The sequence below is a fragment of the Alkalibacterium sp. s-m-28 genome (assembly GCF_054658175.1).
Genome location: NZ_BAAGIQ010000018.1, coordinates 1 through 14,081, shown reverse-complemented (window position 1 = coordinate 14,081; position 14,081 = coordinate 1). Strand labels below are relative to the sequence as shown.

The window sequence follows — 14,081 nt, the reverse complement described above, 5'->3', positions numbered from 1 at the left end:
GGTGTTCAAATGTTACGAGTAAAAGCCGTTCAAACAGAACTGAAGAAACAGGAGCTTGATGCACTGCTGGTTACGAGTCCGTTTAATCTCCGCTATGTCTCCAACTTTACGGGAACAACTGGACTGGGTGTCATCACTCACGACAAAGCCTACTTTGTCACCGACTTCCGCTATACTGAACAGGCTGCTGAGCAGGCAGAAGGGTACGAAATCATCCAGAACACTGGACCGATTTTTGATGAAGTCAAAGCACTAGTTGAAAAAGAATCGATTGCAAACCTTGGATTCGAGACAAATTTCATGACTTTTTCAAATTACGAACTGCTGAATTCACTTGTGGAATGCAGGCTGACTCCTGTAAGCGGCCTTATCGAGTCCTTAAGAGAAATCAAGGAAGAAAGCGAAATTGAAACAATACAGAAAGCAATTAAGATCACTGAATACGCCTTCGAAGAAATCCTTCATTTCATCAAACCTGGCGTGACAGAGGTAGAAGTAGCCAATAAACTGGATTTTCTGATGAGAGAAGAAGGTGCCAGTGGAGTATCATTCGATACGATCGTGGCCAGCGGAAAGCGTTCTGCGATGCCTCACGGAGTAGCGAGCGATAAGGTTATCGAACAGGGAGACATGATCACGATCGATTTCGGGTGCTACTATAACGGATATGTATCAGACATGACTCGTACATTTGCATTAGGTGACCCTGGAGAAGAGCTGAAGAAGATTCATCAGATCGTTCTCGACGCAAATCTAAAAGTAACTGAGCAGATCAGGGCTGGAATCACAGGGAAGGATCTGGACGCTGTAGCCAGGGATTATATTACAGAAAAAGGGTATGGTAAAGCTTTCGGGCACTCAACTGGACACGGGATCGGACTTGAAGTGCATGAAGGCCCTGGAATCAATTTCAAGAATGAAAATGTACTGGTCAGCGGGAATGTCATCACAAACGAACCTGGGATCTATATACCTGGACTTGGTGGCGTTAGAATCGAAGATGATCTGGTCGTCACTGATAGTGGCAGCAGAAACCTTATGAGCGTATCAAAAGAACTGATTCAGCTTTAAGGAAAGCCTTGTGAAGAGTAGTGATTTCAAATAGGTTTTCGCTTTAAATCATGTTACAATAAAGAGAGAATTAAAATACGTTTTATTTATGCCGTATTTTAAATTAGGAGGAAAACAGGTAATGATTTCAACAAGTGAATTTAAAACAGGTCTGACGATTGAATACGATGGAAGCATCTGGAGAATCATGGACTTCCAGCACGTAAAACCAGGAAAAGGTGCGGCATTTGTCCGTTCTAAACTTAAAAATCTGAGAACCGGTGCAATTCAGGATAAAACATTCCGTGCTGGCGAAAAGATGGAAACCGCTCATATCGAAACGAAAGAGATGCAGTATCTTTATGAGAATGGTGGAAACCACGTCTTCATGGATACTCAGACATATGAACAACTTGAAATTCCTGGCGAACGTATTGAAGATGAACTGAAATTCATGAAAGAAAATATGGAAGTCGAAATCATGATGTACGGCCATGAAGTCCTTGGTGTTGAACTTCCTAAAAAAGTCGAGCTGAAAGTGGTAGAAACAGAGCCTGGAATCAGAGGCGACACAACAGGCGGAGGATCCAAGTCTGCAACACTTGAAACTGGGGCAGTTGTAACTGTACCTTTATTCGTCAACGTTGATGACATGCTGGTCATCAACACAGATGAAGGAAGCTACGTTTCCCGAGCTTAATCATTACATCGATTCAGTAAAAGGAGGAAGAGTGATGAGTGAAAGAATAGTCGATACAAATAGAACAAATCTAATAGGTGAAATCGAAGTGGCTCCTGAAGTACTGGAAGTCATTGCCGGTATTGCTGCCAACGAAGTGGATGGCGTCTATGCCATGCAAGGCCGCTTCTCTAAAACAATGAAAAATGTTTTCGGCAAAGCCAATCATAAAAAAGGTGTTCATTTGAATACAGATGAAGACGGGCTGAAAGTAGATATATACTGCTACTTCAAATTTGGCGTGAACGTGCCTGTCGTAGCTCAGACCATTCAGCAGCGAGTACGCGAACAAGTGCTGCATATGACCGATATTTCACTTGCTGAAGTGAACATTCATATTGCAGATATTGTACCTGAAAAAACTACAATCCAGGAATTGTTCGATCTGGATACGGAAGAAGATGAAAAATAGTGACTACTGTAAGGCGTGTGATAAGGGAAAAAGCCTTTCAGTCTCTTTTCCAGTTATCCACACATGATGAACTGACCGCTGACCAGGCCATTCGACTGGCATTGGAAAGTACCTTGTCTTTTGATGAGGGGCGTACGATCGAAGAGGCTATGAAAGATGCGTTGCCTGAGGAAAAGAATACTCAGCAGATCGTGACGGATGCGCTGCATTATCTCAGAAGACTGGTTGTCGGTACAAGAGATAACAAAGAAGTGATTGATGAGACAATCACCAGACATCTAAAAAACTGGTCTTTGAATCGTCTTGAACGTACCAACAGGCTGCTGCTTGAGCTGGCTGCATATGAACTGCTTTTTGAAGCAGAGACGGATAAGCGTATCGTCATGAATGAAGCGATCGAGCTGGCTAAGACATTCAATGATGAAAAGGCAAGTAAATTCATAAATGGTGTCCTGCAGAGCATTGCAGATGAGAATAAAGTTTGAGCACTTTTTTCTGTCAGATATCCGCCAGTTCCGGATATGAAGAAATGAAATGTGACGCAGACAGCAAGAGAGGGCGGGGAAATAGAGTGTAGACCACATTCTATTTTTTTGCTCTTTTTATTTTCATCCAGCATCAGAACTTTAGAAAGGAGTTTGCTATGAGTGAAGACTACCTTACTGTCTCCCAGCTGACGACATATGTAAAAAGAAAATTTGATTACGATCCTTATCTTGAACGTGTTTTTGTTAAGGGAGAGATTTCGAATTACAATCCTCACCGCAGGAATTCTCATCAGTATTTCAGCATTAAAGATAAAGATGCCAAACTGTCAGTGGTCCTGTTTCAGCGGGAAGCCAGAAAACTGAACGTCGAATTGGAAGAGGGCATGAGCGTTATGGCTGTAGGTCGCTTGTCTGTCTATGAAAAGAACGGGACTTACCAGCTTTATATTGAACACATTGAACCAGAAGGACTTGGACAGCTCTATGCAGCTTACGAAAAGACTAAAAAGAAACTGACGGAAGAAGGCTGGTTCGATGCATCACGCAAACAGCCCCTGATTCGCTTTCCTAAAAGAATTGCTGTGGTAACCAGTCCGAGCGGAGCAGTAATCAGAGATATTCAGACAACTATAGAAAGACGATTTCCTATAGTTGAACTCACTCTTTACCCTACTTTAGTTCAAGGAGACAAAGCCGCCGATTCGATCGTAAAAAGCATTAAGAAGGCGGACAGGACGGGCGATTTCGATACGATCATTGTCGCCCGGGGAGGCGGATCGTTTGAAGACCTGTTTCCATTTAATGAAGAAAAAGTGGCGCTGGCAATTGCTCATGCGAAGACACCAGTCATATCATCAGTTGGACATGAAACGGATACGACACTTGCAGATCTTGCCGCAGACGTCAGAGCTGCGACACCAACTGCAGCAGCTGAACTGGCGGTACCTGTATTGACGGAAGAAATAGGTAAGATCGATCTGACAAGACAGAGACTGGTCCAGGCGATGCAGACACTTATTCGTCAGGAAAAAGAGCGGGTAAAACGAATGGAGCAATCGTATATATTCAGGCAGCCCGAGCGGTTGTATGATGGATACAGCCAGAATCTTGACCAGCTCACGGATCAGCTGATCAGAAGCACGGATCAGAGGCTTCAGTCGGCACGTCAGAAGAGGGATATGCTGAATCAGCAAGTGCGTTCCTACAATCCTATGTCCCGAATCAGGCAGGCCAGGATTGATAATGAGAGACTGAAAAAACAGCTGTATACATTATCAAGGCAGGTTGTCGAAAACAAGTCAAGACAAGTGGATCATCTCATTCAGTCACTGGATCTCCTTTCCCCACTAAATATACTAGGAAGAGGATTCGCTGTTGCCAGACAAAATCAGACTATTATCAAGTCAACTGAACAGATTAACATAAATGAATCACTGGATGTCACCATTTCAGACGGAACAGTCAAAGCGAATATAACTGGAATCAGTAAAGACACTCTTATAAATAAAAGCAGCGAGGAGTAGAAGCAGTGGATAAAGAAAAAACGTTTGATGAAGCAATGAAGGATCTTGAAGGAATTGTTCAGAAGCTGGAGCAGGGGGATGTCCCACTTGAAGAAGCACTCGATCAGTTTCAGGAAGGAATCAATCTGAGCCGATACTGCAAACGCATTATAGAGGATGCAGAAAAAACAGTTACACGTATGGTCAATGAAGACAGCAGTGAAGATATTGCTGATAGCTGATAAAAAAACTGATAAATCAGATGACATGAGACTAGGGGCTATTGAAGATACAATGACGCAATGAATCGTGAGTAGTCGATTACTAAAAAATTAAAGGAGTATCAAATGAATTTTCAGACATTCGTTAAAGATTTTAAACACCCATTCGAACGGTATATGAGAGAGGCTATCCCGGACAGTAGCAGAACTCAGCTGGAAGCATCCATGCGCTACTCCCTTGAAGCTGGAGGTAAACGCCTGAGGCCACTGATTCTTTTCGCTGTTCTCAAAGCATTCAACAAACCGGTCGAGCAGGCTTTCCCATATGGGGCAGCACTTGAGATGATCCACACCTACTCACTGATCCATGATGATCTTCCAGCAATGGATGATGATGACCTTAGAAGAGGGAAACCGACAAACCACATAGAATACTCCGAAGCGACTGCTATCCTTGCAGGAGATGCACTGCTGACCAAGGCCTTTGAACTGATGACGCAGGGAGCAGCGGACGATGCCATCAAGCTTAAACTGATCAGATCTTTATCTCAAGATGCAGGTCACGAAGGCATGGTTGGCGGCCAGCAGGCGGATATGAACGGGGAACATACTACCTTGACTCTTGAAGAACTGGAGTCGATCCATGCAAGAAAAACAGGTAAGCTTATCCGTTTTGCTTTCTACGCCGGAGGACTTCTTGCAGATGTGAAAAATGAAACAGTTACTGATCTTGAAGAAATGGCCTATACTTTAGGACTGGCTTATCAGGTGAGAGATGATATCCTGGATGTTCAAGGGGATGAAAAAGATTTAGGTAAGCGGACTGGAGCGGATGCCAGATTAGGAAAGAGTACCTATCCGGCATTACTAGGGCTTGAAGAGGCAAATGATCTGTTCAGGGAGAAGCTTGAAAAAGCACTGACATTGAACAGCCAGATTAAAGAGCGTGAGGCTGTTTATGACGACGAACTGCTGGCATCCTTCATTCGCTCATTAGAAATCGAAGAATTGTCTTGAGGTGTGGACATGAAAAAAGAACGTGCAGATGACCTGCTGATCCGTCAGGGTTGGGCAGAAGATCGTGAAAAAGCCAAACGACTTATTATGTCCGGTAAAGTTTATACAAGCAAGGAAGAACAGATTTTTACTTCTGGCGAAAAGTGGCTTGGAGATACGCTTGTCTATGTCAAAGGCGCTGAACAGCTGTATGTCAGCCGGGGGGGAAAGAAACTTGAGCGCGCTCTGGACTACTTTAAGATTGACCTGACTGATCAGATTGTACTGGATATCGGCGCATCAACTGGCGGCTTTACTGATGTCTCCTTGCAAAACGGTGCCCGACTGGTCTACGCTCTGGATGTAGGAACGAATCAGCTTGCCTGGAAACTGAGGATTGATGAGCGTGTCAGTGTTATGGAACAGACCAACTTCAGAACCTGCCGACCTGAAGACTTTACCCAGGGACAACCCACTGCCGCAACGATCGATGTCTCGTTCATCTCCTTAGAGAAAATTTTTCCTGTATTGAAAGATATTCTTGCTGAAGATGGTACAGTCATAGCTCTGATTAAACCACAGTTTGAAGCTAGAAGAGAAGATGTGGGTGAACGTGGCATCATTACTGACCCCGAAGTCCACAAATATGTCATTCATGATATCATTTCATTTCTGTATGAATTAGGTATGACTACAGAAGGGATTATCCCTTCACCTATTAAGGGTGGCAAAGGGAACAAAGAATATTTAGCGTATATAAAGAATCGGTCTGCGAAGGATAAATCGCTTGATTACTGGCTGCATAAACTTATTACTGACTCGTTGTTTTCCTGAACACTTAAAAAGTATGCATATAATTTAATAAAAGATGATAAGTTCTTTTCTTGGCACTCAGTTAGAAATGATGTATACTTAAACTGAATATACTGTATAAATATACTGTGTTATTTAGTTCGCAAGGGCATAGGAGTGAATGAAGTGAAGAAAAAAGAGAGACATCAACTATTACGGGAACTGGTGCAACAGGAGGTTATTCAGAAACAGGGAGACTTCGTCGATATCCTGCAAAAACGCGGAATCGATATTACTCAGGCGACGATTTCGAGAGACATTAAGGAACTTCAACTCATCAAAGTACCTGCTCAAGAAGGTGGCTATCAGTACAACCTGCCTCCAGAAATGAATTATAACATTTCCAAGAAACTGGCAAGACTGATGAAAGATGCCTTCGTTTCAATCGACACTCAAAAAGAATTTGTTCTGATCAAGACGTTACCGGGTAATGCATTTGCTTTGGGTACATTGATCGAGACAGCGAAATACCAGGAAGTGTTCGGATGTATATCTGGTGATGATACTGTCCTGATAATTTGTCGGGATGAGGACAGTGCTGAACGTTTCCAGAGAAGAATTATTTCCTTCATTTAAATGATCTGATGAACAGGAGGTTTATCTTTGCTAGAATCGTTAAAAATTAGAGATTTTGCAATTATTCAGGATCTGTCACTGGACTTCAGAACTGGCATGACTGTCCTGACAGGTGAAACTGGCGCAGGAAAATCAATCATTATCGATGCGGTCGGTCTCCTGGCAGGTGGTAGAGGATCCAGCGAATTTGTCCGGTATGGTTCAAAGAAATGTGTTCTGGAAGGCCAGTTCTCCTATCAGAAGACGGAGACGTTGACTGCGCTTCTGGAAGAAAACGCGATTGATGAAGAAGAAGCCACATTGCTGATCCAAAGAGAAATATTTGCCACTGGACGCAATGTCTGCCGAATTAACGGCAGTATCGTCACCATTGCTGTCCTGAAAGAAGTGGGTTCTCAGCTGATCGACATCCATGGTCAGAACGAGCACCAGGAGCTGATGGTGTCTGATAACCATATTCATCTGCTGGATTATTACGGACCGAGTGAACTGGATCGGCTGAAAAAAGAATACCAGTCAGTATTCAGTGAATACAGGCAGCTTGAAAAAGAACGCAGAGAATGGGAAATCAATGAACAGGAGCTTGTGCAGCGTATCGATATTCTGAAATATCAGGTAGAAGAAATCAAAGCTGCCGATCTTCACCTCAATGAAGAAGAAGAGCTTAAAGAAGAGGAACAGAAGCTTGCGAACCATCAGTCGATTGTCGAAGCCCTGTCCTCAAGTTATACCATTCTTCAAGGAGAAGAGATAAGCGGACTGGATCTAATCGGACAGGCAATGGAGAAAATGGAAAGTATTTCGGATATGGATGATAAATTCAGACAGATATCTGAAACACTTTCTGCTGCATTCTTCCAGCTTCAGGAAGTATCCAGTGACTTGTATTCTGAAATGGATCATCTTGAATATGACGAAGAACGCCTTAACGAGATCGAAGAACGTCTCAACATCATTCAGCAGCTGAAACGGAAATATGGGAATACTGTTGAATCGATTCTGATCCATTACGAAGAAGCTGTCAGTGAACTGGAAAAGCTTGAAAACCGGGAAGAACAAGTGGATATGCTCAGCAAGAAGACAACTCAGTTGAGGGAACGGGCTGTAAGTCTGGCTGGAGACTTGACGAAAATCAGAAAAGAGACTGCTGAAAGGCTGGAAGTGGCCATTCTTGAACAGCTGAAAGAACTGTACATGGAAAAAGTCCAGTTTTCAGTGAATTTCAAAGAAGGATCAGATCAGGGAACTGCTGATTCCATCTTATCCGCCCAAGGCCAGGACAAAATCGAATTTTTTGTAGCAACTAACCCAGGGGAACCCTTGAAACCACTTGCGCGTGTCGCATCCGGAGGAGAACTCTCTCGTATGATGTTGGCAATGAAAACTATCTTCTCCAGGTCGCAAGGCATTACAAGCATCATTTTTGATGAAGTGGATACTGGTGTCAGCGGAAGAGTGGCTCAGGCCATAGCAGACAAGATTTATTCAGTGGCCTACCATTCTCAAGTCTTATGCATCACTCATCTGCCTCAAGTTGCAGCGCGGGCAGATCAGCACTTGTATATACGAAAAGAAGTGGCTAACGACCGGACGACCACCTATGTTGAACAACTGGCCGAGAAAGAACGGACAGAAGAAATTGCCCGTATGCTTTCAGGTGAGGAACTAACGCAACTGACTATTGAAACTGCTCAGGAATTACTGAAACTGGCTGATAAAAAGAAAAAGCAGGTATAAAAAAACCCTCTTTGCACCACTGAATAAGGGGCCAAGAGGGTTTTTGTCAATTATATTATAGAATCACACTTAAAATCGAAGCAAATGCAGGAATAGCCATCGACAGGAGCAGCACCCAAATAATGATTTTAGAAGCAGTGCTTGTTGATCCTTTTTCTCTTCGTTTCTTAGGCATAAGTGTACACCAACTTTCCTGAGAACTTTCAGCTATTAGTGTACTTAAAGTGCTGTCATAATGCAAGTCTTTATTAGAGAGTTTCAAAAGTGTTCAAATTTTGATAATATAATTACGAGTAAGATATGCAGGTCTGACTTTTTTGAGCGGTCAGCTGCATCAAAAATGAGAGGAGATTTACTATGAGTAAACAGCAAGTCGGCGTTATCGGTATGGCTGTCATGGGTAAGAATCTGGCTTTGAATATTGAAAGCAGAGGCTACTCCGTGTCGATTTATAACCGTACAGGATCAAAAACAGATGGGGTCATCGAAGAGAACCCCGGCAAGAATCTGACTGCAACGTATGAATTGGAAGAATTTGTCGACTCTCTGGAAGTACCTAGAAAAATCGTTTTGATGGTACAGGCAGGGAAAGGGACAGATGCTGTCATCAAACAGCTGCTACCTCACTTGGATAAAGGAGATATTTTGATCGATGGAGGGAACACCTTCTATCAGGATACGATCCGCCGCAGCAAGGAACTTGCTGATTCAGGCATCAACTTTATCGGAACTGGCGTGTCCGGTGGAGAAGAAGGTGCTCTGAAAGGACCAGCGATCATGCCAGGTGGTCAGAAGGAAGCTTATGATCTTGTAGCGCCGATCCTGGAACAGATTGCTGCCAAAGCACCTGCTGATGGAGAGCCATGTGTCACATACATTGGTCCAGATGGAGCGGGACACTATGTGAAAATGGTCCATAACGGCATCGAATACGGCGATATGCAGCTAATTGCTGAGTCTTATCACATTTTGAAAGACGTTGTCGGCTTGTCAAATGAAGAAATTGCTGATGTATTCAAGGAATGGAATACTGGTGAACTGGACAGCTTCCTGATCGAAATCACAGCAGATGCGTTAACTAAAAAAGATCCGGAAACAGGCAAGCACATGATCGATATCATTCTTGACCGTGCCGGAAACAAAGGAACAGGAAAATGGACGTCGCAGAGTGCGCTTGACCTGGGACTGCCTCTCCCACTGATCACAGAATCAGTTTTTGCCCGCTACATCTCTGCACTGAAAGACGAACGTGTAGCAGCGAGCAAAGTTCTGCCTAAGCCGGAAATGAAAGCCTTCGAAGGCGACAAGAAAGAAGTCATCGAAAAAATCAGAGAAGCCCTGTACTTCAGTAAAATCATGAGTTACGCTCAAGGATTTGCACAAATGGGAACTGCTTCAAAAGAGTACAACTGGAACCTGAAATACGGTGACATTGCAAAAATCTTCAGAGCTGGCTGTATCATCAGAGCGCGTTTCCTTCAGAAAATCACTGAAGCCTATGAGCGTGAACCACAGCTTAAAAACCTAGTACTGGATGACTATTTCATGGACATCACTGAACGTTATCAGCAGTCAGTAAGAGATCTGGTCGGACTTTCTGTTCAGGCAGGTGTTCCTGTGCCGGCATTCTCATCAGCGATCGCTTATTACGATTCTTACCGTTCAGAACGTCTGCCTGCAAACATCATTCAGGCACAACGTGATTACTTTGGAGCGCATACCTATGAACGCGTCGATAAAGAAGGCACGTTCCACTTCGACTGGTATGGAAATGAAGGCGAAGAAAGCTGGGATTAAGCCAATTGTGTCATTGATTAAAAAATAGTATGAAGATAGTGGGTTTTCAATTAGAAAACCTGCTATTTTACTGTTATAATAGCTTTAATAGACGATTTCTTTCGTTCCCTTGAATGAGAAACTGTGTTACACTAAAGAAGCCTTGTGACAGGAACTGAAGGGGATCACCCGTAAACAAAATGAAACAGGTAAATTAAGCTAGGAGTGAAAACATTGGCAAATATTTTGATCATTGAGGACGAGAAGAATCTGGCCAGATTCGTCGAACTTGAACTGAACCATGAAGGGTTTAGGACAGAAGTACGTTTCGATGGACGTTCAGGACTGGAAGCGGCACTGGATGAAGAGGAAAGCTGGGATATCATTCTCCTTGACCTGATGCTTCCTGAACTGAACGGCATAGATGTAGCTCGTCGCATAAGACAAGTCAGCAATGTGCCGATCATCATGATGACTGCCCGCGATTCAGTTATTGACCGTGTATCAGGTTTCGATCACGGTGCTGATGACTATGTCGTCAAACCGTTTGCGATCGAAGAACTGCTTGCCCGCATGCGTGCACTGCTTCGTCGAATCGAAATTGAAACTGAAGAAAACGTCAGCCGTCAGACAACCATCACTTATAAGGACATTATTGTCGAGAAGGAAAACCGCGTCGTCAAGCGTGGCGATGAAGTCATCGAGCTGACTAAAAGAGAGTACGAACTGCTTGTGGAACTTATGGAGAATGTCAACGTCGTTCTGTCTCGTGAAGTCCTGCTTAATAAAGTATGGGGCTACGAAACAGAAGTCGAAACGAATGTTGTCGACGTCTACATCAGATATCTTCGTAACAAGATCGATGTAGCTGGCAAGGAAAGTTACATTCAGACTGTTAGAGGAACTGGATACGTGATGCGCACGTGAAACAGCAGGCAGCCATCGATACGACAGCAGTAAACCAGCAGAAGCGTATTTCTCTGAGATGGAAGTGGACGATCGGGGCTGCAATTGCACTATTTCTTACCTATACGATTTTTTCAACGATTCTGTTCATTACGTTCCAGCAGATCATGATCGAAAATGAACAGCAGGCTGTCAGAAATGTGGTATTTAACCTTACCGAACGTTTCGGGCAGCATTTTTATGAGTTGACTGAAGAAGATGTAGAAGAAACACTGGATCAGCAGGAGCTGTATCTTACTCCCGAGATGCCGATAATGGAAGAAACTCAGAATCAGAGAAGTACTCCGCTGAGAGCAAGTCAGGGCAGCATCGTCATTCGTGTGTTCAGCCCGGATGAAGAACTTTTGTATGAAACGAATTCGGTAGATATCGGATTTGAACCACTTGAGACCTTACAGATACAGACAATACCTGAAGGACCTCATGGAGAAGCGCTGTCAGCTGTGACCCCGGTCTATTCTTTTTTGAATAATGACCGGATCGGTTATGTTCAGGTGATCAATACACTATCATCCTATCATCAGCTGTTCAGAAGTGTTTTGGGAGCGATCCTTTTGACAGGAATCATTGCCCTACTGTTCAGTGGGGTCATCGGTTACCTCATAGCCATCTCATTTCTTCAGCCGATCCGTCGACTGACCGAAGCGATGCACATCATTGAAAAGGATCCGGAATCCGAAGAACGCATCGATGTTGGAGACGGAAATGACGAACTGACTGAACTCGCCAACGCATACAACGCCATGCTGGATAGAATGCAGCGGAACATTGAACACCAGAAGCAGTTTGTAGAAGATGTCTCTCATGAACTTAGAACACCCGTCGCTGTGGTGGAAGGGCATATGAAACTGCTCAACCGCTGGGGGAAAGATGACCCAGTTGTTCTTGAAGAATCACTGGATGCCTCCCTGCAGGAAATCGGCCGGATGAAGAGTCTGGTGCAGGAAATGCTGGACTTGTCCCGCGCAGAACAGGTGGAAATTCATTATAAAAATGAACGGACACCGGTCAGAGAAATCATTAATCAGACATTTAATAACTTCAAGCTGGTTCATCCTGACTTCTATTTCATTCTTGATGATGATCTTGAAAAAGAGGTATATGTCAACATCTACCGTAATCATCTGGAACAGATTCTTATCATTCTTCTGGACAATGCAGTCAAGTATTCGACTGACCGTCATGAGGTGCATTTAAGTGTCTCGGAACACGGCAGAAATGTTCAGATCGCCATTCAGGATTATGGTGAAGGAATGACTCAGGAAGATACCGTTAAAATCTTCAACCGATTCTACCGGGTAGACAAGGCCCGCAGCCGTCATAAAGGCGGAAACGGACTGGGACTGTCTATCGCCAAACAGCTGATTGAAGGCTATCATGGCAAGATCTGGGCTGAAAGTGTTCTCGAACATGGATCTATCTTCAGAATAGAACTGCCTAAGCTGGAAGATAAGCAATCGGACAGGGATTCAGATAAATAATTAAAAATTGGGAAAGGCCCGGCAATCAGCCAGGCCTTTTTTCTGTTCAAGCAAGTGAGACTAGCTGTAAATTGGTGCTTATTTTCGTGAGTTTTTCCCTGAAAAGATAATAGTATATGTAAGCATTATGGTGTTAAGTCAAGAGAATAGATTATAAAATGACAACCTATTTTCATAAAAAAGGGTGCACTGAACTAAACCGCCACGTATTCGAAAATACGTTCGGTTTATATCTTCGGATAGTCGTCCTTAAGAAATAGTTTCTCTTAAGACTCTATCGCCTCCGATCTTGCGATATAGAGTTGGTGATCGCTTAGGAGTGCAAACACCAGACGCACTAATTTTCGTGCAGTTAAGACGAGGGCTCGTTTGTGTTGTGTTTTCGGTACTTCTTTATATTTTTTCTGGTAATAGGCTTCATACTCAGGAATATATCGTCTTACAGAGTTGGCAGCTTGAACTAAGTAATAACGTAAATAACGGTTTCCTGACTTAGACATTGGTGTCTTTTCTTTTTGATAGTTACCAGATTGATGTTTTGGCCAATAAAGACCAGCGTATTTTGCCAATTGAGCTTCATGGTTAAATCGGTCGATTTGACCAACTTCAGCGATAATGCCTGCGGCATAAACAGGTCCAATGCCTGGAATGCTTAACAATGTTTTGGCGCTATCGATGGTTTCCATAATATTCTCAATGGCTTTATCAATGATTTTTATTTCTTGTTCAAATCCACGTATAACACGCATTTGAACACCTAGATTGATATCAATACTGTCTTGTGCTAGTTTGCCTAAGCGATAAGAGTCTGAGACAGACTTTCTAATGACTTTAGCTAATTTGACAGGATCTTTAAAGCGTCCTCGCCCAAACTTTTGAAGTAAAGCAGCTAGCTCAACGCTATTCATTGTCCGAATCTCAGCCATTGAAATATCGCCATTCATTAATTGAATCATCGTTGAACTAAACACAGAGGTGCTTATATTTTCAGCTTTTAAGTCACTCGAAAGAGTGTTGCACTTGTAATAAAGATTTTCCACGTAGTGCTGCTGGGCTTCGGTCATCTGACGAATCAACTGATAGCGTGTACGAGTAAAACGTAGGAGAGCAACGAATTTTTCTTCTCGTGGTTGAGTTTTCGTATGCTTTCCAGTTGTCAAAAACTCAGCAATGATTTGGGCGTCTAATTTATCATTCTTTTCTTCTGTCCAGACTTTAGAAAAACGATGAATAACCCGCGGGTTTTCTACAATGGTTTCAACGTTAATCAGTTTCAACTCTGGAT

14 protein-coding genes are annotated in these 14,081 nt (G+C 43.2%); 13 read left to right on the top strand and 1 reads right to left on the bottom strand.

Annotation, left to right across the window (positions count from 1 at the left end; translation table 11 throughout):
* The first annotated feature begins 9 nt into the window (after nt 1–9).
* The 13 genes from ACYQ4S_RS04320 to ACYQ4S_RS04260 all read left to right on the top strand — a co-directional run bounded on the left by ACYQ4S_RS04320 (nt 10) and on the right by ACYQ4S_RS04260 (nt 12,796).
* Nucleotides 10–1,071, top strand: coding sequence for a M24 family metallopeptidase (locus tag ACYQ4S_RS04320; protein ID WP_459769591.1), 1,062 nt, complete (start codon nt 10–12; stop codon nt 1,069–1,071).
* Nucleotides 1,072–1,192: 121 nt separating this feature from the next.
* Complete coding sequence (gene efp, locus ACYQ4S_RS04315; RefSeq protein WP_091266085.1) at nt 1,193–1,750, top strand: elongation factor P; 558 nt, start codon at nt 1,193–1,195, stop codon at nt 1,748–1,750.
* Nucleotides 1,751–1,784: 34 nt separating this feature from the next.
* Nucleotides 1,785–2,201, top strand: coding sequence for an Asp23/Gls24 family envelope stress response protein (locus ACYQ4S_RS04310; RefSeq protein WP_459769588.1), 417 nt, complete (start codon nt 1,785–1,787; stop codon nt 2,199–2,201).
* Nucleotides 2,201–2,686: a transcription antitermination factor NusB gene (nusB, locus tag ACYQ4S_RS04305; protein ID WP_176759611.1), complete on the top strand. Its 486-nt coding sequence runs from the start codon at nt 2,201–2,203 to the stop codon at nt 2,684–2,686. The genes ACYQ4S_RS04310 and nusB overlap by 1 nt, the downstream gene beginning before the upstream one ends.
* Before the next feature lie 158 nt (nt 2,687–2,844).
* On the top strand, nt 2,845–4,212 hold the full coding sequence (xseA, locus tag ACYQ4S_RS04300) for an exodeoxyribonuclease VII large subunit (RefSeq protein ID WP_459769587.1): 1,368 nt from the start codon (nt 2,845–2,847) through the stop codon (nt 4,210–4,212).
* 5 nt (nt 4,213–4,217) lie between these two features.
* A complete protein-coding gene (locus ACYQ4S_RS04295; RefSeq protein ID WP_346025562.1) occupies nt 4,218–4,433 on the top strand; it encodes an exodeoxyribonuclease VII small subunit in 216 nt (71 codons plus the stop codon).
* A 105-nt stretch (nt 4,434–4,538) separates the two neighbouring features.
* A complete protein-coding gene (locus ACYQ4S_RS04290) occupies nt 4,539–5,429 on the top strand; it encodes a polyprenyl synthetase family protein (RefSeq protein WP_459769585.1) in 891 nt (296 codons plus the stop codon).
* Nucleotides 5,430–5,438: 9 nt separating this feature from the next.
* Nucleotides 5,439–6,242, top strand: a complete 804-nt coding sequence (locus ACYQ4S_RS04285) for a TlyA family RNA methyltransferase (RefSeq protein WP_459769583.1) — start codon at nt 5,439–5,441, stop codon at nt 6,240–6,242.
* Between the two features lie 144 nt (nt 6,243–6,386).
* Nucleotides 6,387–6,836 carry an arginine repressor gene (gene argR / locus ACYQ4S_RS04280; protein WP_346025559.1) on the top strand — a complete coding sequence of 150 codons (450 nt, stop codon included), beginning with the start codon at nt 6,387–6,389 and terminating at the stop codon, nt 6,834–6,836.
* 27 nt (nt 6,837–6,863) lie between these two features.
* Nucleotides 6,864–8,573, top strand: coding sequence for a DNA repair protein RecN (gene recN, locus ACYQ4S_RS04275; protein WP_346025558.1), 1,710 nt, complete (start codon nt 6,864–6,866; stop codon nt 8,571–8,573).
* A gap of 357 nt (nt 8,574–8,930) precedes the next feature.
* Complete coding sequence (gene gndA, locus ACYQ4S_RS04270; RefSeq protein ID WP_091482339.1) at nt 8,931–10,370, top strand: NADP-dependent phosphogluconate dehydrogenase; 1,440 nt, start codon at nt 8,931–8,933, stop codon at nt 10,368–10,370.
* A 213-nt stretch (nt 10,371–10,583) separates the two neighbouring features.
* Nucleotides 10,584–11,276 carry a response regulator transcription factor gene (locus ACYQ4S_RS04265; protein WP_459769581.1) on the top strand — a complete coding sequence of 231 codons (693 nt, stop codon included), beginning with the start codon at nt 10,584–10,586 and terminating at the stop codon, nt 11,274–11,276.
* Nucleotides 11,273–12,796, top strand: coding sequence for a HAMP domain-containing sensor histidine kinase (locus ACYQ4S_RS04260; protein WP_346025557.1), 1,524 nt, complete (start codon nt 11,273–11,275; stop codon nt 12,794–12,796). The genes ACYQ4S_RS04265 and ACYQ4S_RS04260 overlap by 4 nt, the downstream gene beginning before the upstream one ends.
* Nucleotides 12,797–13,062: 266 nt before the next feature.
* On the opposite strand, the gene ACYQ4S_RS04255 is transcribed toward ACYQ4S_RS04260, so the two are convergent.
* Nucleotides 13,063–14,081, bottom strand: a 1,019-nt coding sequence (locus tag ACYQ4S_RS04255) for an IS110 family RNA-guided transposase (protein WP_459769579.1), incomplete at its 5' end; no start/stop codon positions are given.

Excerpts from the sequence above, each read along its gene's own strand:
- ACYQ4S_RS04310 (WP_459769588.1), top strand. The coding sequence starts at position 1,785 with ATGAGTGAAAGAATAGTCGATACAAATAGAACAAATCTAATAGGTGAA.
- xseA (WP_459769587.1), top strand. The coding sequence starts at position 2,845 with ATGAGTGAAGACTACCTTACTGTCTCCCAGCTGACGACATATGTAAAA.
- ACYQ4S_RS04320 (WP_459769591.1), top strand. The coding sequence starts at position 10 with ATGTTACGAGTAAAAGCCGTTCAAACAGAACTGAAGAAACAGGAGCTT.
- ACYQ4S_RS04290 (WP_459769585.1), top strand. The coding sequence starts at position 4,539 with ATGAATTTTCAGACATTCGTTAAAGATTTTAAACACCCATTCGAACGG.
- gndA (WP_091482339.1), top strand. The coding sequence starts at position 8,931 with ATGAGTAAACAGCAAGTCGGCGTTATCGGTATGGCTGTCATGGGTAAG.
- ACYQ4S_RS04285 (WP_459769583.1), top strand. The coding sequence starts at position 5,439 with ATGAAAAAAGAACGTGCAGATGACCTGCTGATCCGTCAGGGTTGGGCA.
- efp (WP_091266085.1), top strand. The coding sequence starts at position 1,193 with ATGATTTCAACAAGTGAATTTAAAACAGGTCTGACGATTGAATACGAT.